The organism is Asprobacillus argus (assembly GCF_032248395.1).
In the GTDB taxonomy this organism is placed as follows: domain Bacteria; phylum Bacteroidota; class Bacteroidia; order Flavobacteriales; family Flavobacteriaceae; genus Polaribacter; species Polaribacter argus.
This window is the reverse complement of sequence record NZ_JAVTTO010000001.1, coordinates 13349-29754: the sequence shown is the minus strand read 5'-3', so window position 1 is coordinate 29754 and position 16406 is coordinate 13349. Positions and strand designations below refer to the sequence as shown.

Sequence of the window (16406 nt, the reverse complement as noted above, 5' to 3'; positions counted from 1 at the left end):
ATAAAAAATACCTCGAAGGGGTTTAAAAGAGGGATGAGTAAAAAATCAGTTTAGCTTACAGCTTGTTTTATTCGCGTAATGGCCTCTTTCAATTGTTCTTCAGAAGCAGCATAAGAGAGTCGTATACAATTAGGAGCGCCGAAAGCTTCACCGGTAACGGTAGCTACATTGGCTTCTTCTAGAAGGTACAATGAGAAGTCATTAGCATTGCGAATAGTTGTGCGATTGAGTGTACGGCCAAAGAACGATGAAATGTCTGGAAAAACATAAAATGCACCCTCAGGAACATTCAGTTTAAAACCATCTATCTCTCCAAGCAATTGCAATACCATGTCACGACGAGATTGAAACTCATCGACCATGTACTGTATTTTATTAATAGGTGCTAATACGGCAGTAATAGCTGCTCTTTGCGCAATACAATTGGCCCCAGAGGTAATTTGTCCTTGCATTTTAGTACACGCTTTGGCAATCCACTGCGGTGCACCGATGTACCCAATTCGCCATCCCGTCATCGCAAATGCTTTGGCTAAGCCATTTACAGTAATGGTACGCTCATACATGTTATCAATTTTAGCAAAACTAAACGGTGTTGATCCATAATTGATATGTTCATAGATCTCATCTGACAAAATATAGATTTGAGGATGCTTTTCTAGAACAGCAGCTAATGCTCTATACTCACTTTCAGAGTATGTAGTACCACTAGGATTGTTGGGAGAGTTGAAAAAGATCATCTTCGTTTTCGATGTAATCGCTTTTTCTAGTTGCTTCGGAGTAATCTTAAAATCTGTTTCTATACTAGATGGGATTTCTACAAACTTCGCCTCACATAAGGTAGCAATGGCAGAATAACTAACCCAATATGGAGCTGGAAGTAATACCTCATCTCCAGGATTTAATAATACCTGTGCAACATTTGCAATAGATTGTTTGGCCCCTGTAGAAACCACTACCTGATTAGGTTCGTAATGCAATCCATTATCTCGCTTAAACTTTACGCAAATAGATTCTTTTAATTCTAAGTACCCATCAACAGGTGTATACGAATTGTAGTTTTGATTGATGGCTTCAATCGCCGCATCTTTGATAAAATCGGGAGTATTAAAATCAGGTTCGCCTAAACTTAAACTGATAATGTCTTTTCCTGCAGCTTTTAATTCTCTAGCTTTTGCAGCCATTGCCAATGTTTGAGAAATTGGTAAGCTGTTAATTCTATCAGATAATGGATGCGCCATTTCTTATGCCATTTGTGGTTTTTTGCCAAGAACACCTAATTGTCTAAAGTGCTCTATAATGGCTCTTCTTGTAGTTTTATATTCGTTGTAAGGAAGGTTGAACTCCTTGGTAGTTTCTTTTACAATTTTTGCCAATTTCGTGTAATGCACATGAGAAATATGTGGAAAAATATGATGCTCTACTTGGTGATTTAATCCACCTGTATAAAAATTAACTAACCAATTGCTAGGAGCAAAATTTGAAGTTGTGTATAATTGATGTACGGCCCATGTGTGCTCTAAGTTTCCATCCTTATCAGGAGTTGGCATTTCTGTATTAGGCACTACATGTGCTAATTGGAATATCAAACTTAAGATCATTCCAGCTGTGTAATGCATTACAAAGAATCCGAGTAATACTTTCCACCAAGCAATGTCTAGTGCCAATAAAGGTAGTACAACCCACAGAGAATAGTATAATACTTTAGAAACAACTAATTTAGTCCACTCTACTTTTGGGTTCGGAAACTTACCATAGGATAATTTTCTTTTTAGATAACTATGCATTTGTTTAAAATCGGTAGTGATTGCCCAGTTGATAGTTAATAACCCGTATAAAAAGATAGAATAATATTTTTGTAGCCTATGAACTTGGAACCATCTAGCATGTTTAGAAAAACGAATAATCCTACCAGCGTCAATATCTTCATCATAATCTTTTACATTGGTGTATGTATGATGTAGTACGTTATGCTGTACTTTCCAGTTGTATACATTTCCTGCAAGGATATAAATACTACTTCCCATTAATTTATTTACCCATTTTCTACTAGAAAAAGATTCATGATTGCTGTCATGCATTACATTCATTCCAACACCAGCCATACCTATCCCTGTAATGACCATAAATACGATCATTAACCATTGCGGCATACTCACCGTAAGAATTAAAATAAAAGGCACTAAGAACAAAGAAAACATAATAACAGCCTTGGAATATAACTTCCAGTTACCTGTTCTTTTTATATTGTTTTCTTTAAAATAACTATTGACTCTTTTGTTAAGTGTTCTAAAGAACTTTGCCTTGTCAATTCGAGAAAAATTTATAGTCTTCATTATAGGATGAAAAAAATTAAGTTACAAAAATACATGTTTTAAAGTTATTGGTTGATTTATAACGTAGCTTTTTTCATGTAATTGTTCACAGGTTTAATTACTTTTGCTGTGAATTATTACCTATGGAGATTTTATTAAAATACTTTACATCACTTACAGATACTCAAATTGAGCAGTTCTCGAAATTGCAAGAATTGTATCAAGATTGGAACTTGAAGATTAATGTGGTTTCTAGAAAGGATATTGACGAATTATATTTGCGTCATGTGTTGCATTCTTTGGGAATAGCAAAAGTAATGCAATTCCAACCCGGAGCTAACGTAATGGATGTTGGAACTGGAGGAGGTTTTCCAGGAATTCCACTAGCGATTTTGTTTCCCGAAACTCAGTTTCACTTAGTAGATAGTATTGGTAAAAAGATCAAGGTTGTAAATGAAGTTTCTGAAGGCCTAGGTTTAACCAATGTAAAAACCACACATGGCAGAGTAGAAGAAGTAAAAGACACCTACGATTTTATTGTGAGTAGAGCAGTTGCGCAAATGGAAACTTTTGTTCGCTGGACGAAAGGGAAAATTAGTAAAAAGCAACAGCATGAATTAAAAAACGGAATTCTCTATTTAAAAGGAGGTGATCTGTCTGAAGAGCTGCAAAAATATACTTCCGCAACCATTTATAATCTACCAGATTATTTTGATGAAGACTTTTTTGAAACTAAGAAAGTGGTTCATCTTCCGTTGAAATATAAAGGTTAATCACAAAACATACATTATGGCACTAACACCCTCAAACATTTTTGAAAAAGGAGCAAAGGCTCCTGATTTCATGTTACCCGATACTATTTCTGGAAGAGATATTTCTTTACAAGAGATTAAAGGAAATACTGGGACTGTTGTTTTTTTTATCTGCAATCATTGTCCTTTTGTAATTCATGTGAATGAGCAATTGGTGCAATTGGCCAATGATTATCAGCCTAAAGGAGTTGGTTTTGTTGCTATTAGCAGTAACGATGTCGAAAACTATCCACAGGACGGGCCGGAATTTATGAAAACACATGCTTCTCAAGTAGGATACCCGTTTCCGTATTTGTATGATGAAACTCAGGAAATAGCCAAAGCTTATGATGCTGCATGTACCCCAGATCTATATGTTTTCGATGGTGACTTGAAATCCGTGTATCACGGACAATTGGATAGCTCTAGGCCAGGTAATGGAGTACCCGTTACTGGAGAAGATATGAGAGCTGTTTTGGATGGCTTGTTAAATGGACTTCCATTTATTGGTCAGGAAAGACCAAGTATGGGCTGTAACATTAAGTGGAAATAGCTTTTAAATATTACGTTCCTTGTTGGTAGATATAAACAGTATTACTTTGTGTAAATAGAGTAAAGCAGGAATAAGACTGATGGCAGTCAGGACTGCCCACAGCAACATTAATTTATAGCCAATAAAAGGAATTTCTTTTCCAATACTTTTAAAAGAATCACTGTCTTTATATAGGTAAAATGTATATATCAACGAAATACCTAAGAAGAAAAAGATAAACCCTAAAGGAAAAATAGATTGGAACCCGCTGTAAGTCGGTTGATGCATTGTATAAAAATAATACAGCCCTAAACCAATGAGACCACCAATAAAAACAATCATCAGAGTTATTCCATCTACAAATTTTCCTGACTCCTTAAAAATTTCCCTCCTACAGGACGGACATAAAGTAGGGTGTTCACTAATACAACCTGAACACATAGAGCTTTTGCATTCATTGCAATAACCTTTTGAAGATCTGTTAGGATGCGCTAAGCAAAAATATTTTGCGTTAGTGTGTCCCAAGATTGTCAATGTTTCTTTGAATTGTCATTTTAGGGTCTCGACCATATTCGTTATCACCTCGATCACCTTCTGTACAATAATAGACCAATAACAAGATAGGGCCAACTAAGGGGATTAAGGCAAATAAAATGGTCCAACCTGATTTTCCAACGTCATGAAGGCGTCGCACTTGAACTGCCAAATTTGGAATAATGCAAGCAATGTTAAAACCCAAGATAACAAACCATAACAAGAAGCCTCCAAGAAAAATAAATACAAAGGATAAGATCCATGCAGATAGTGTTAGTATAAAATTGAAAAGGATGTAGTACCAATATTCAGATCTTCTTGCTCTTCCTTCAAAATTTGCGTAATTTTCAATAAAGGCTTTTTTCCACCAGTCCAACATTGAAAATTGAGATTCGTCTTTAATAATTTCCATAGTTGTAAATGTAGTTGTTTTTTCATATATGAAAAAACATCATTTAAAGCTTTAGGATCTTGTGAGTCTCTTTTTTGTTTTCGGAAAAGATTTGAATAAAATACACGCCTGAAGCTAACGGTAGTACGTCAATTGCTAGATTGCCATCTAATAATTCATAACTTCCTTGCAATATGATCTGACCTGAACTATTAAAAACCTTGTATGCAAAGTTACTATATGTTAAGCTTGAGTAAACGTAAAGTGTATTTCCAACAGGATTTGGATATATAAACCACTTTTTATTTGGATCTTGCGTATTAAATTGATCTGCACTGAGCGTTTGACTGTAACATCCTTCATCTACGGCATGAGAGTCTTTGATAAGTTCGTTGATTTTTGAATCGCTAAAACTCTGATTAGCGGTATGGTTAAAGAAAGCAGCGTCGATTACTGCATCATTTGCTCCTAGAAAGTTTTGTAAAAGTGTACCAAAAGTTTGTCGATAATCAAACTGTACAGTTTCTATTTGATAATTATTAGTAGCTGTTGCTTCAGAAAGGTCTACGTTGGTTCCTGAGATACCACCATTAACGGGTTTTCCAAAAACAAACATAGGTGCAATCTCTCCATGATCCGTTCCAAAGTTTCCATTTTCTTTTGCCTTTCTTCCAAATTCAGAAAAGGTGAGCCCAACCACATCATCTGCTAAAGTTTGAGCATCTAGATCATCAAAGAACGTTTTAACCGCGCCCGAAACCTCTTTGAGCAATTCATTATGGGTTCCTTCAATAGTATTTATTCCTTGACTTTGACTATTGTGTGTGTCAAAACCTCCTATTCTAACCATATATACTTTAGATTCGAGGCCTCCACTAATCAATCTAGCAACGGTTTTTAATTGATTTGAGAGGTCGGTGTCAGGATAAGAAGATGCATTATTTCCATTATTGAAAGCTTCTGAAATAGCCTGAGAATATTGATTGGATAAATTATCGGTATCTATGATGTATTGTAATTCTAATCCATAATCACTGTTAGGAATCACAGATGGAGGAGATCCTCCCAAACCATTGAGTTCGGTGTAAAAACCTGATGGGTCTTGACCTGATATATTAATCGCTAACCCATGTTCAACTTCCCCATGAAAGCCCAAAGACGTTTTATTGGAGCCTATTTGCACAGCTAAAGGGTAGGTGTCGCTTAGTTCGTTCGCATAATACATTTCCATAAATCTACCTATCCAACCAGAATCTGTACCGTTGTTCCAACTATTCCCATCATTCCCTGTAGCATATAGATCGGTTGAAGCAAAATGACTTTTGTTTTGTGAAGGGTACCCAACAGATTGGAGTACTCTCATCCAACCTTGGTCGTACAACGTTTTAAATTCTGTAAGGGCCGGATGCAATCCAACCAATTGATTATCGCCTAAGGTATTATCTAAAGTAATGTAAGGATTTGATCCTGTATTTGAAATCTTTAGTGTGGGCCTTAGATTGGCGTATTGATCATACACATTAATAGGAATAATCGTATTTAAACCATCATTGCCTCCTGCTAGATTTATTAAAACCAGCTTTCTGTTGTTAATGTCACAAGAATTTAGATTTACAGATCGCAACATAGCATTTAACTCGAAAGGCATGAGCCCGATAGCTGATGCTGTAGCCGACAATTTTAAGAAATTTCTTCTTTTCATGACATTCGATTTATGTTAGTTGAAACTCTGCGGCATTCATCATTGCCGTAATTAATGCGTCTAACCTAGATCGAACAACTGTATCATCCATGGTATTGGTATAGTCTATCCAGGCACCAGTCCAGTAATAGGCCGGGAACCCTTCAAGTAGGTTTTCGGCGAAATAATCTTTTCTTTCTTGATCGATACTTTCAGGGTAGAGTAGTTCTGATATTTCAGTAATTACATCAATAGCATTCGATGGGTTTGCCATGTGATCACTGATATACAAAACGATGTCTAATTGTGCTCTTATCAGATTGTTGTTACCAATCTTGTTTCTGCCAGAAATTAGGCTTTCTATAAGCTTATATCTGCCCAAAACAGTATTGGAAGAAAACCAGTGTCTGTCATAATCTGGTTCTTGATAATGTGCGGGATATCCAGCAACTGAATCTGGGCTGAATAAGTACATTCCGCTACTCAGTAAAAAATAGTCATGAACAAATGAAAAGAATCGATAAAAATCAAAGTTTTGTGTTGTTGGATCTGGGATGTTTAAGTCAAAATGAGAACTCATTTCCGATACTAGTTGTAATGGACTTTTTACCTGAGATCCAAAGATTTCATCGCTTGCATCTGTATCATCGGCATCAAAGAAGTGTTCAGAAGACAATAAGGTTTCCACTGTAGGTAAGATCTCATAATTATTATTCTTTAATGCTGTGGCTAAGGGAGTAATAATATCAGTTTCTATTTCCGAGGTAATCTCGTTCTTTATAAAGAAACGATATAGTTTTCTGCAAAATGACTTGGCTGTAGCATCCTGTGCGAATACCATTTCTACAAAGGCATCTAGCTCATCAATAATTTCTTGTTCTGTGTTACCTCCTGAAATTATCTGATTGTTAAATGCATGACTAAATGTTTTATCATTAGTGTCATGCTGACCAATTGCAATTCTACCTTTGGGAAGATTTGTATCCGAATCAATAATACTTCTATCTGCCATTGTTTTTATACCAGAAAAAACTTTGGCTGTCTGCTGTACATCTAGTTCAGTATAATTGGTATAGTCTCCATTAGCAATTTGAGGACCTTTTAAGATCGTAAACAACTCTAAAAATTCCCGAGCATAGTTCTCGTTTGGGTTATTGGCATTATTAGAGGTGTTGTCCAAGTAGTTCAACATCGAATTATCAAAAGTGATCTTTTTCGCCAATGTTTTAATATTACCGTATCTATAATGCTCTAGTAATCTTAGATGATCATAAAAATGGGTAGAGGTTCCTGAACCACTGTCTTTAGATACGGTAAAGGACGTATGTAGAAAGAAGGTCAATTTATGCTTTAAGGTGCTTTGCTTGATACTGTTAAACCACCACCAGCTGGCAATGATCTTTCTTTTCCTACCTTGCCCCGAAAAAGAGTTTGGATGTTCGGTTGACGCTAACCAATATCCATCTGGACTACTTGTTGGTAATGGATCATATGGTTCAGACCAGATATTAGGTTGTTCAGTGGTTAGTATGTTTAAAGCCTCCGTGATGGTTTTGCCAACAAAGTTTTCTATAGAAGATTTCTCGAAATTGTAAGATGCTCTACGCAAAAGATGTTTAGCCTTTCGTTGGTCTAATGTGCCAGATATGGAAGCTAAGGAGGCCATGATATAAAAGTACGGTTACTTGAATAGTTTGACCCTTAAAATAAGAAAAAGTTTAATTTCAGAAGTACAACCAAAAAAATAATCTCTGTTGAGATCGGTGTTTTGAATCCGTTAAACTATTTGGACAAATAACCCTTCTTCAGTTTTTGAAACCTTAGCAACTTCTTTCTTTGTAAGGCCTTTAATGGCTTTATCCCATTTTTTATTAGATAAGCCAGATTGCGTTTTTAATTCAACTAAATCAATTTTCTCTGCTTTAGTAATGATTTCTAAAACTGCTTTTTCTTCATCGTTCAATGCTACCGTAGGAGCTTTTTTCTCTGGTCTCATTTGTGGAAAGAATAGCACTTCTTGGATGGACTGATTATTTGTTAAAAACATAATTAATCTGTCCATACCAATCCCCATTCCGGATGTAGGAGGCATCCCATATTCTAGCGCACGTAAGAAGTCATGATCAATAAATTCTGTAGCTTCATCATCTCCCTTAGCGGCTAATTTTAACTGTGCCTCAAAACGCTCTCGTTGATCGATAGGGTCATTTAATTCAGAATACGCATTTGCAATTTCTTTTCCGCAGACCATCAATTCAAAACGTTCTGTCAACTCTGGATTATCTCTATGCTCCTTACATAATGGACTCATTTCTTTCGGATAATCTGTTATAAACGTTGGTTGGATATAATTTCCTTCACACTTTTCTCCAAAGATCTCGTCAATTAATTTTCCTTTACCCATGGTGTCATTGACTTCTATACCCATAGATTCGGCAGCAGATCTAATCTCAGCTTCTGTTTTACCATTAATATCAAATCCTGTAAAGTGTCTAATAGAATCGGCCATGGTAACACGAGCGTAAGGCGCTTTGAAATCTATTTCATGTTCTCCAAATGTAGCTTTTGACGTTCCGTTTACAGCAATAGCACAGTATTCCAACAAACGTTCTGCAAAATCCATCATCCAGTTGTAATCTTTGTACGATACATAGATTTCCATGGCAGTAAACTCAGGATTATGGGTTCTGTCCATTCCTTCGTTACGAAAGTTCTTAGAAAACTCGTATACTCCATCAAAACCTCCAACAATCAATCTTTTTAAATATAATTCATTGGCAATTCGCATATATAACGGAATATCTAATGAATTGTGATGTGTAACAAACGGTCTTGCTGCTGCACCACCAGCAATAGGTTGTAAAATGGGTGTTTCTACTTCAAAGTAACCTGCATCATTAAAAAAAGTACGCATTGCGTTAAACAACTTCGTTCTTTTTACGAAAACCTCTTTTACATGTGGATTTACCACTAGATCTGCATATCGCTGTCTATAACGCAATTCAGGATCGTTAAATTCATCAAACGTATTTCCTTCTGCATCTGTCTTCGGAAGAGGTAAAGGTTTTAGGGCTTTACTTAAAAGCTTAAAATCTTTAACCATGATTGTTTTTTCACCTACTTTGGTGGTAAATAAATCACCTTCTATACCAACGAAGTCTCCAATATCTAGCAACTTTTTGTAAACATCATTATACAAGGCTTTGTCTTCTCCGGTACAGATCTCATCTCTATTAAAATAAACTTGTATCCTTCCTTCACTATCCTGTATTTCTGCAAAAGAGGCTTTTCCCTGAATTCTTCTTGACATTAATCTTCCGGCAATAACTACACTAGAGCCTTCTACAAACTTTTCCTTAATTTTTTTAGAATCTGAATCTATTGGAAATAGGTCTGCAGGATAAGGGTTGATTCCTAATGCTCTTAGCTTTGAAAGCTTTTCTCTTCTAACAATCTCTTGTTCTGATAATTGCATGTGTACTAAAAATATCTGATGTGAATTTAAGGCGCAAAGATAATCAATTGCAAGAATTGTAGCGATAATTAAAAAAAGAAAAATTGTTGGGTGTACACAAAAAAACTACTATATTTGCCGGCTGCTTTGTATTAAGTAGCATTAGTTGTGTTGTTTGGCACTTTAGAAAAAGTGTCGTGGTTTTGTTAACCAATGGAAAGCTTCCCTGAAATGGGTTGCTTTTTTTTTGCCCGTTAATTTCTAGAAGAACAGTGATTTGTGGTCCCAAAATTTGGAGATATAGAGTCCTGTAAATATTAAGCTTACCATAAACTTCAAACCAGTAGAAAATAAAAAGCCTACGAACGCCCCGAAAGCAGCTTTAAGTGCTCTGTTAGAATCTTTGTTATCATACATCATTTCTCCAATAAAAGCACCAGCAAAAGGACCAATGACAATCCCAAGCGGGCCTAAAAAGAATAGGCCTATTATTAATCCAATGGTCGTTCCGTAAATGCCATATTTACTGCCGCCAAATTTTTTGGTTCCCATAGCAGGAATGATATAATCTACAAGCCAAATAAGTATGGCCACCCCAAGAGTAATCCCTAGAAATACCCAATTCATTTCTATTACGGAGGTCATGTGAAGGATTAAAAGCCCGAACCATCCTGTTAGTGGTCCTGGTAAAATGGGTAAGAACGACCCAATGATTCCTAAAATAATAAAGACAAAGCCCAATAAGGCTAAAAATATATCCATGAGGTTGTTAGTTGTATATATATAACGAAGAAATGAGAGGTTTGTTACAAAATAAATCAACTAAAAAATTAGTTTAAACTAAAAATTTAGTTATATTTGAGCACTATTAACTAAAAAATTAGTTGAAAAATGAGTAAGCAATTAACAAAAGCGGAGGAGCAGATCATGCAAGTTCTTTGGGATTTGAACGAAGCATCTGTCAAAGATATCATAGAGATATTGCCTAACCCGAAACCCGCATATAATACGGTTTCGACTATTGTCAGAATTTTGGAGTCAAAAGAATTTGTAGGCCATACTTCGATTGGCAGGGGTTTTGTGTATCATCCTATTGTAAAGAAGGATGACTATAGTAACCAAAGCTTACATAAATTGATGAATGGATATTTTGAAGGCTCTTTTAAGAGTATGGTGTCTTTCTTTGTAAAAGAAAATAAAATGGATGTTTCTGAATTAGAAAATATTTTAAAGGAGATTAATAAAAAGAAATAACATGCTTACCTACATTATTCAAGTGATTCTTTTTCAAGCTATATTTTTGGCAGTCTATGATTTCTTTTTGAGCAAAGAAACATTCTTTGTAAAAAACAGATGGTATTTAATTACAACTGCTGTGGCATCCTTTATAATTCCGTTCATTAGAATACCAACTTTTCAAAAGGTAGCTTCGGAAGAACTTTCTGTGTACCTCCCGGAAATTGTACTGTCACCTCAATCGGTTATAGAACAAACGACCGTATATAAAACGGTGTCCGAATCAACAAATTACCTATCTCTTGTTTTTTTTATTGGTATCGGTCTATTTATGTTATTGTTTCTTATGAAGCTAGGGAGGCTTATCCTTTTAATTTATAAACACAAAAAAGAACGAAAGTATAACCATACGTTGATCGTATTACCAAACTCAAAAAAGGCATTTTCTTTCTTTAATTATATTTTTTTAGGAAAAGATATTAGTAAAGAAAAGATCGATAACATAATATCTCATGAATTAGTGCACAGTAGACAGAAACACACTATAGATCTAATGCTTTTTGAGCTTCTAAAAATAGGAATGTGGTTTAATCCAATGCTGTATGTATACCAAAAAAGAATCGCAGTGATCCACGAATATATTTCGGATGCTTCGGTAGTAGAGGAAACTTCGAAAGAGACCTATATAAATAAACTGATCAATGAACTATTTGATGTGTCAAATATGTCCTTTGTCAATCAGTTTTATAAACACACACATATTAAAAAGAGAATAAAAATGATCATGAAAGAACAATCTGCACAAATGAAACAAATAAAATACTTGTTACTTATACCAATGTTGTTGGGAATGTTAGCATATACATCATGCTTAGCATCAAATGATAACACGCTCGCTAAAGAGAATAATAGTTTAAAAGAATCAGTAACAAAACTGAATAGAAAAGACTCTATTCAAGTAGCTCTGATAAATCACATGAAGGAAAAGATAGTTTCAGAAGCATATAATGATTCTGTAATTGTAGGAGATACACTGGAAGAAGTTCCTTTTACGATTATTGAAACATCTCCAACCTTCCCTGGCTGTGAAGATGGAGATAAGAAATGTTTTAATAAAAACCTTCAAAGACATGTTTTTAAAAATTTCGATTCAGATCTTCCTAATGAATTACAATTACCAAGCGGTAGAAAACGAATTGTCATGCTATTTAAAATAGATAAAAAAGGCAACGTTATTGATATTAAAATTAGAGCTCCTCATAAAGAACTTGAGAAAGAATGTACAAGAGTTCTTGAGATGTTACCTATGATGAAACCAGGTAAGCAAAGAGGTAAAGAAGTAACTGTAAAGTATACGTTACCCATGCGTATAGATGTGAAATAGCTAGAAATACTTACGTATAAAATAGTGCCTTATAATATCGATGATCTCCATTGATACAGGGATATCCATGCGTTGTTTTAAATAAATTATAGATATGAATATTAAGAAAAACCCTAAATCGAACTTAGAAAACTATAATAAGATCTTCATGCAAATAGGTTTAGTTCTGGCTCTTTTCGTTACGTATGTGGCAATAGAAAAGAAGACTTTTGATAAAAAATTTGCTGACTTAGGTGCGATAACTATGAATGCTGATATGGAAGAGGAAATTCCGATTACGGAAAGAGTGGAGCCTGAACAGCCGAAAGCACCGCCCCCACCAACACCAGAAAAAATTGAAGTAGTGGAGGACGAAAAAGAGGTAGAAGAGACCATTATTGAAACCACAGAAACAGATGAGACTGAAGCCGTGGAGGTTGAAGAGATTGAAGAAATAGAGGAAGAGGAAGAGGTTATCGAGGATGTGCCATTTACGATTATAGAAGAAGCTCCGGTATTCCCTGGCTGTAGAGGAAACAAAGAACAATTGAAAAAATGTTTTAGTAGGAAAGTTCAGAAGCATTATTCTAGAAAATTTGATGCTAACTTGCCTAATGAGTTGGGTATTGCTCCAGGTAGAAAGCGAATTTTAATGCAATTTTTAATTGATGAGAACGGAAACATTACTGAGATTAAATCGAGAGCACCTCATCCTAGATTAGAAAAAGAAGTAAGTCGTGTGTTAAAATTACTTCCTAAGATGAAGCCTGGCAGACAAAGAGGTAGGAATGTTCCAGTAAGATATTCTTTTAGAGTTCGTTTAGATGTGGAATAAATAGCCCTATTGAAAGTAAAAAGATTGGTCATTCTTGTATTGAAGTACGGTTTAATTGTTATTTTCATGGCGTCAAAAAAAATCATTATGCGGAGTATTTTAACCTTTCTATTTTTAATATCGATAACTACTGCTTTATCTCAGAACAAAGAAGCACATGATTCTTTAAAAAAGCCTGAAACAGTTTCAATTCGTGTTATAGAAAGAGTGCCTGTATATAAAGGGTGTGAGGATGATCTTAATAAGAACAATTGCTTAAATAATAAGATCAGAAGATTTATAGGAAGGCATTTTAATGTAAATGATGCAAAATGCTTGGAGTATAAAACGGAGTATGATAAAAAATTAAAGAAAGAGGTTAAAGTTTGTACGAAAGAAGTTAAAGCTGGTAGGGTTACTATTAAAACAACTTTTGTAATCGATACCATAGGTTACACTACCGATATTAAAGCATTGAGCCCTTATCCGTTGCTAAACGAAGAAGCTGTTCGGGTAATAAAAAAGTTACCTAAGTTTAAACCAGGGTTTCAAAGAGGAAGAAAAGTAAGGGTTCGGTACAGACTTCCAATTATGTTCAATATACTCTAAGTATAATTTCTTATTTTCACAGAGTAATACTGTAATAGCTCTGTGCGTTTTATACTAATCATAATTATTGTCTGTTTTCTTACTTCTTGTGAATTTTTCACAAAGAAGAAAGTAGATGATGAGCAAAAACTAGATAGCATTAGCTTTACCTCGGTTGATAAGGCGCCGTCATTTAAAGTTTGCGATTCTATTTTTGAAAAAACAGCAAAGAATGATTGTTTCAGAAACACCATGTATCTTGAAATTACAAAAAGCTTAGGCGGTAATGAAATAAAAGTAAAGAAAGATATTGATGAGATTATTCAGGTAGTTATTACTATAGGATCTGATAAAACTATCTCTTTAAAATCAATTGAGGCTTCTCAAAATGTATATGTAGAAATTCCTAATATTCAGGAAATTATTAAAAAAAGCATTCTTGATCTACCCAACGTTTTTCCAGCAAGAAAAAGGGGAATACCTGTAACTTCGGAATATACCCTGCCTATTAGAATACAACTTAAAAACTAATTGAGCATTTGCCAAAGCTTATCTTTGAGCTCCTGTAGGCCTTGTTGGGCAATTGACGAAATAAAAAGGTGTTCAATACCTTCAGGAAGTTCGTTTACCATTTCTTCTTTCAGTTCATCGTCCAGCATGTCAGATTTTGAAATACATAGAAAACGTTGTTTGTCCAGTAATTCAGGATTGTGTTTTTTAAGCTCATTTAAGAGTATTTCGTACTCTTTTTTGATGTCGTCACTGTCGGCAGGAATTAGGAAGAGTAGGGTAGAGTTACGTTCTATATGACGTAAGAATCGATGCCCTAGACCTTTACCTTCAGCCGCTCCTTCAATAATTCCAGGAATATCGGCAATGACAAAACTTTGAAAGTCTCTATACTCTACAATCCCTAGATTCGGTTTGAGAGTTGTAAAGGCATAATCTGCTATTTTGGGTTTGGCAGCTGTAATGACTGAAAGTAGCGTTGATTTTCCTGCATTTGGGAAGCCAACAAGACCAACATCTGCCAATATTTTTAATTCTATTTGGAACCAACCTTCTTTACCATCAATACCAGGTTGTGCATACCTAGGTGTTTGGTTTGTAGAAGATTTGAAATGCCAATTCCCTAGTCCACCTTTACCGCCTTCTACTAATATGACTTCTTCTTGATCTTTGGTAATTTCAAATAAGATTTCATTAGTTTCTGCATCTCTAACTATGGTGCCTAAAGGGACATCAACATACGTATCTGCTCCATCATGTCCTGTACTTCTACTTTTACTTCCATCTCCACCGTGTTCTGCCCTGAAATGCTTTTTAAACTTTAAATGAAATAATGTCCACATATTTTTGTCGCCACGGATAATAACGTGACCACCACGACCTCCATCACCACCATCTGGTCCACCTTTCGTGATATACTTTTCTCTATGCAAGTGTGCAGAACCTCTACCACCTTTTCCAGAGGAAGCGTATACTTTTATATAGTCAACAAAATTTCCTTCAGTCATTTCTTATAGTGTATCGAAAACCTCTGTTAAGTTTTTTGTAATTTCTTCTATTGAGCCTACTCCGTTTACATCGTAGTATTTTCCTTGTGCTTCGTAATAGTCTTTTAAAACAGCAGTTTTTGTATTGTACTCGTTAAAGCGGTTTCTGATTTTTGTAACATCCATATCATCAGTACGCCCGCTTGTTTTTCCTCTTTCTAATAAGCGCTCTTCTAATACCTTTTCTGGCGCAACAAGAGCTACCATACCATTTATTTGCTCTCCTTTTTCCGTAAGAAAAGTATCTAAAGCTTTAGCCTGAGAATGTGTTCTAGGAAAACCGTCAAAAATAAATCCGTTAGCATCTTCATTTTTATTTACCTCAGCTTTTAGCATATCTATGGTTACTTCGTCAGGAACAAGATCACCTTTGTCCATGTATGTTTTTGCTAAAAGCCCTAATTCAGTTTCGTTTTTAATATTAAATCTAAAAACATCTCCGGTTGAAATATGGATCAAGTTATACTTTTCTTTTAATAAAGTAGCCTGTGTTCCTTTTCCTGCACCTGGAGGGCCAAATAAAACAATGTTTTTCATTTTTGGTTTTGTTGTTAATTGATATATAGCTGGGTAATTTCTACCTAAACCATTATAATCTAAGCCGTAACCTACGATAAACTTATCTTCTATACTTTGTCCGATATAATCTATAGGAAGTTCTTTTTTGTACACATCTGGCTTAAAAAATAATGTTGCTATTTTTAGTTGTGCTATATTCTTTTTTCTAAAGATATTGTAAATTTCCTGTAGTGTAGTTCCAGTATCGATAATGTCTTCCAATATGATAACGGTTCTTCCTGTTAGGTCTTCGTTAATCCCTACAAGTTGACTTACCTTTTCTGTTGATGTTGTCCCTTGGTAAGAAGCTAATTTCACGAATGAGACTTCGCAATCACCCTTAAATTCACGGATAAAATCTGCAGCAAACAAAAAGCATCCATTTAAAATCCCTACGAAAAGAGGAATCTCGCCCTTAGGAAGGTCTGCTTTGACCTGAGCAACTAAATCTTTCACAATAGATTTTACGTCCGTTTCTGTAATGAAAGGTTTAAAATAAAGATCGTGAATTTTAACAATGCTCATAATAGTACAAATATAGTTGCTCGTCCTTGAATGAAAAAACCGTTTTGCTGGTGCTGATTTTATTTTCAGTA

General features: G+C 35.1%; 17 protein-coding genes. 7 read left to right on the top strand and 10 right to left on the bottom strand.

Annotated elements, in window-relative coordinates; all coding sequences use genetic code 11:
- Positions 1-50: 50 nt before the first annotated feature.
- A complete protein-coding gene (locus tag RQM59_RS00120) occupies positions 51-1238 on the bottom strand; it encodes a pyridoxal phosphate-dependent aminotransferase (protein ID WP_349240024.1) in 1188 nt (395 codons plus the stop codon).
- Between the two features lie 3 nt (positions 1239-1241).
- Positions 1242-2333 (bottom strand): fatty acid desaturase family protein, encoded by a 1092-nt coding sequence (locus tag RQM59_RS00115; protein WP_349240023.1) that lies wholly within the window; start codon positions 2331-2333, stop codon positions 1242-1244.
- Positions 2334-2455: 122 nt separating this feature from the next.
- Here RQM59_RS00115 and rsmG point away from each other — a divergent pair, with 122 nt between their 5' ends.
- Complete coding sequence (gene rsmG, locus RQM59_RS00110; protein ID WP_349240022.1) at positions 2456-3085, top strand: 16S rRNA (guanine(527)-N(7))-methyltransferase RsmG; 630 nt, start codon at positions 2456-2458, stop codon at positions 3083-3085.
- A 16-nt stretch (positions 3086-3101) separates the two neighbouring features.
- Positions 3102-3656 (top strand): thioredoxin family protein, encoded by a 555-nt coding sequence (locus RQM59_RS00105; RefSeq protein WP_349240021.1) that lies wholly within the window; start codon positions 3102-3104, stop codon positions 3654-3656.
- A 3-nt stretch (positions 3657-3659) separates the two neighbouring features.
- Here the strand turns inward: RQM59_RS00105 and RQM59_RS00100 are convergent, their stop codons facing one another.
- From RQM59_RS00100 to RQM59_RS00075, 6 genes are all read right to left on the bottom strand, one after another.
- Entirely contained in the window at positions 3660-3977 is a 318-nt protein-coding gene (locus RQM59_RS00100) for a hypothetical protein (RefSeq protein WP_349240020.1), read from the bottom strand.
- A 169-nt stretch (positions 3978-4146) separates the two neighbouring features.
- On the bottom strand, positions 4147-4581 hold the full coding sequence (locus tag RQM59_RS00095; RefSeq protein ID WP_349240019.1) for a DUF805 domain-containing protein: 435 nt from the start codon (positions 4579-4581) through the stop codon (positions 4147-4149).
- Positions 4582-4624: 43 nt separating this feature from the next.
- Positions 4625-6262 carry a DUF1501 domain-containing protein gene (locus tag RQM59_RS00090; RefSeq protein WP_349240018.1) on the bottom strand — a complete coding sequence of 546 codons (1638 nt, stop codon included), beginning with the start codon at positions 6260-6262 and terminating at the stop codon, positions 4625-4627.
- Positions 6263-6272: 10 nt separating this feature from the next.
- Positions 6273-7907, bottom strand: a complete 1635-nt coding sequence (locus tag RQM59_RS00085; RefSeq protein ID WP_349240017.1) for a DUF1800 family protein — start codon at positions 7905-7907, stop codon at positions 6273-6275.
- A 111-nt stretch (positions 7908-8018) separates the two neighbouring features.
- Positions 8019-9716: a lysine--tRNA ligase gene (gene lysS / locus RQM59_RS00080; protein ID WP_349240016.1), complete on the bottom strand. Its 1698-nt coding sequence runs from the start codon at positions 9714-9716 to the stop codon at positions 8019-8021.
- Positions 9717-9956: 240 nt separating this feature from the next.
- Positions 9957-10457 (bottom strand): DUF456 domain-containing protein, encoded by a 501-nt coding sequence (locus RQM59_RS00075; RefSeq protein ID WP_349240015.1) that lies wholly within the window; start codon positions 10455-10457, stop codon positions 9957-9959.
- 129 nt (positions 10458-10586) lie between these two features.
- On the opposite strand from RQM59_RS00075, the gene RQM59_RS00070 reads away from it, so the two are divergent.
- From RQM59_RS00070 to RQM59_RS00050, 5 genes are all read left to right on the top strand, one after another.
- A complete protein-coding gene (locus RQM59_RS00070; protein WP_349240014.1) occupies positions 10587-10949 on the top strand; it encodes a BlaI/MecI/CopY family transcriptional regulator in 363 nt (120 codons plus the stop codon).
- A gap of 1 nt (position 10950) precedes the next feature.
- On the top strand, positions 10951-12315 hold the full coding sequence (locus RQM59_RS00065; protein ID WP_349240013.1) for a M56 family metallopeptidase: 1365 nt from the start codon (positions 10951-10953) through the stop codon (positions 12313-12315).
- A 94-nt stretch (positions 12316-12409) separates the two neighbouring features.
- On the top strand, positions 12410-13129 hold the full coding sequence (locus tag RQM59_RS00060; protein WP_349240012.1) for an energy transducer TonB: 720 nt from the start codon (positions 12410-12412) through the stop codon (positions 13127-13129).
- An 87-nt stretch (positions 13130-13216) separates the two neighbouring features.
- The gene (locus tag RQM59_RS00055) at positions 13217-13717 is read left to right on the top strand and encodes an energy transducer TonB (RefSeq protein WP_349240011.1); all 501 of its coding nucleotides are present in this window, start codon (positions 13217-13219) and stop codon (positions 13715-13717) included.
- 42 nt (positions 13718-13759) lie between these two features.
- Positions 13760-14227, top strand: coding sequence for a hypothetical protein (locus RQM59_RS00050; protein WP_349240010.1), 468 nt, complete (start codon positions 13760-13762; stop codon positions 14225-14227).
- On the opposite strand, the gene obgE is transcribed toward RQM59_RS00050, so the two are convergent.
- Positions 14224-15213, bottom strand: a complete 990-nt coding sequence (obgE, locus tag RQM59_RS00045) for a GTPase ObgE (protein ID WP_349240009.1) — start codon at positions 15211-15213, stop codon at positions 14224-14226. The two genes, RQM59_RS00050 and obgE, sit on opposite strands and share 4 nt — an antisense overlap.
- Before the next feature lie 3 nt (positions 15214-15216).
- Positions 15217-16335: an adenylate kinase gene (locus RQM59_RS00040; RefSeq protein WP_349240008.1), complete on the bottom strand. Its 1119-nt coding sequence runs from the start codon at positions 16333-16335 to the stop codon at positions 15217-15219.
- Positions 16336-16406 lie beyond the last annotated feature (71 nt).

Excerpts from the sequence above, each read along its gene's own strand:
- RQM59_RS00095 (WP_349240019.1), bottom strand. The coding sequence starts at position 4,581 with ATGGAAATTATTAAAGACGAATCTCAATTTTCAATGTTGGACTGGTGG.
- RQM59_RS00065 (WP_349240013.1), top strand. The coding sequence starts at position 10,951 with ATGCTTACCTACATTATTCAAGTGATTCTTTTTCAAGCTATATTTTTG.
- RQM59_RS00075 (WP_349240015.1), bottom strand. The coding sequence starts at position 10,457 with ATGGATATATTTTTAGCCTTATTGGGCTTTGTCTTTATTATTTTAGGA.
- RQM59_RS00040 (WP_349240008.1), bottom strand. The coding sequence starts at position 16,335 with ATGAGCATTGTTAAAATTCACGATCTTTATTTTAAACCTTTCATTACA.
- RQM59_RS00115 (WP_349240023.1), bottom strand. The coding sequence starts at position 2,333 with ATGAAGACTATAAATTTTTCTCGAATTGACAAGGCAAAGTTCTTTAGA.
- obgE (WP_349240009.1), bottom strand. The coding sequence starts at position 15,213 with ATGACTGAAGGAAATTTTGTTGACTATATAAAAGTATACGCTTCCTCT.
- RQM59_RS00085 (WP_349240017.1), bottom strand. The coding sequence starts at position 7,907 with ATGGCCTCCTTAGCTTCCATATCTGGCACATTAGACCAACGAAAGGCT.
- RQM59_RS00120 (WP_349240024.1), bottom strand. The coding sequence starts at position 1,238 with ATGGCGCATCCATTATCTGATAGAATTAACAGCTTACCAATTTCTCAA.
- RQM59_RS00060 (WP_349240012.1), top strand. The coding sequence starts at position 12,410 with ATGAATATTAAGAAAAACCCTAAATCGAACTTAGAAAACTATAATAAG.
- rsmG (WP_349240022.1), top strand. The coding sequence starts at position 2,456 with ATGGAGATTTTATTAAAATACTTTACATCACTTACAGATACTCAAATT.
- RQM59_RS00100 (WP_349240020.1), bottom strand. The coding sequence starts at position 3,977 with ATGATTGTTTTTATTGGTGGTCTCATTGGTTTAGGGCTGTATTATTTT.
- RQM59_RS00070 (WP_349240014.1), top strand. The coding sequence starts at position 10,587 with ATGAGTAAGCAATTAACAAAAGCGGAGGAGCAGATCATGCAAGTTCTT.
- RQM59_RS00105 (WP_349240021.1), top strand. The coding sequence starts at position 3,102 with ATGGCACTAACACCCTCAAACATTTTTGAAAAAGGAGCAAAGGCTCCT.
- RQM59_RS00090 (WP_349240018.1), bottom strand. The coding sequence starts at position 6,262 with ATGAAAAGAAGAAATTTCTTAAAATTGTCGGCTACAGCATCAGCTATC.
- RQM59_RS00055 (WP_349240011.1), top strand. The coding sequence starts at position 13,217 with ATGCGGAGTATTTTAACCTTTCTATTTTTAATATCGATAACTACTGCT.
- lysS (WP_349240016.1), bottom strand. The coding sequence starts at position 9,716 with ATGCAATTATCAGAACAAGAGATTGTTAGAAGAGAAAAGCTTTCAAAG.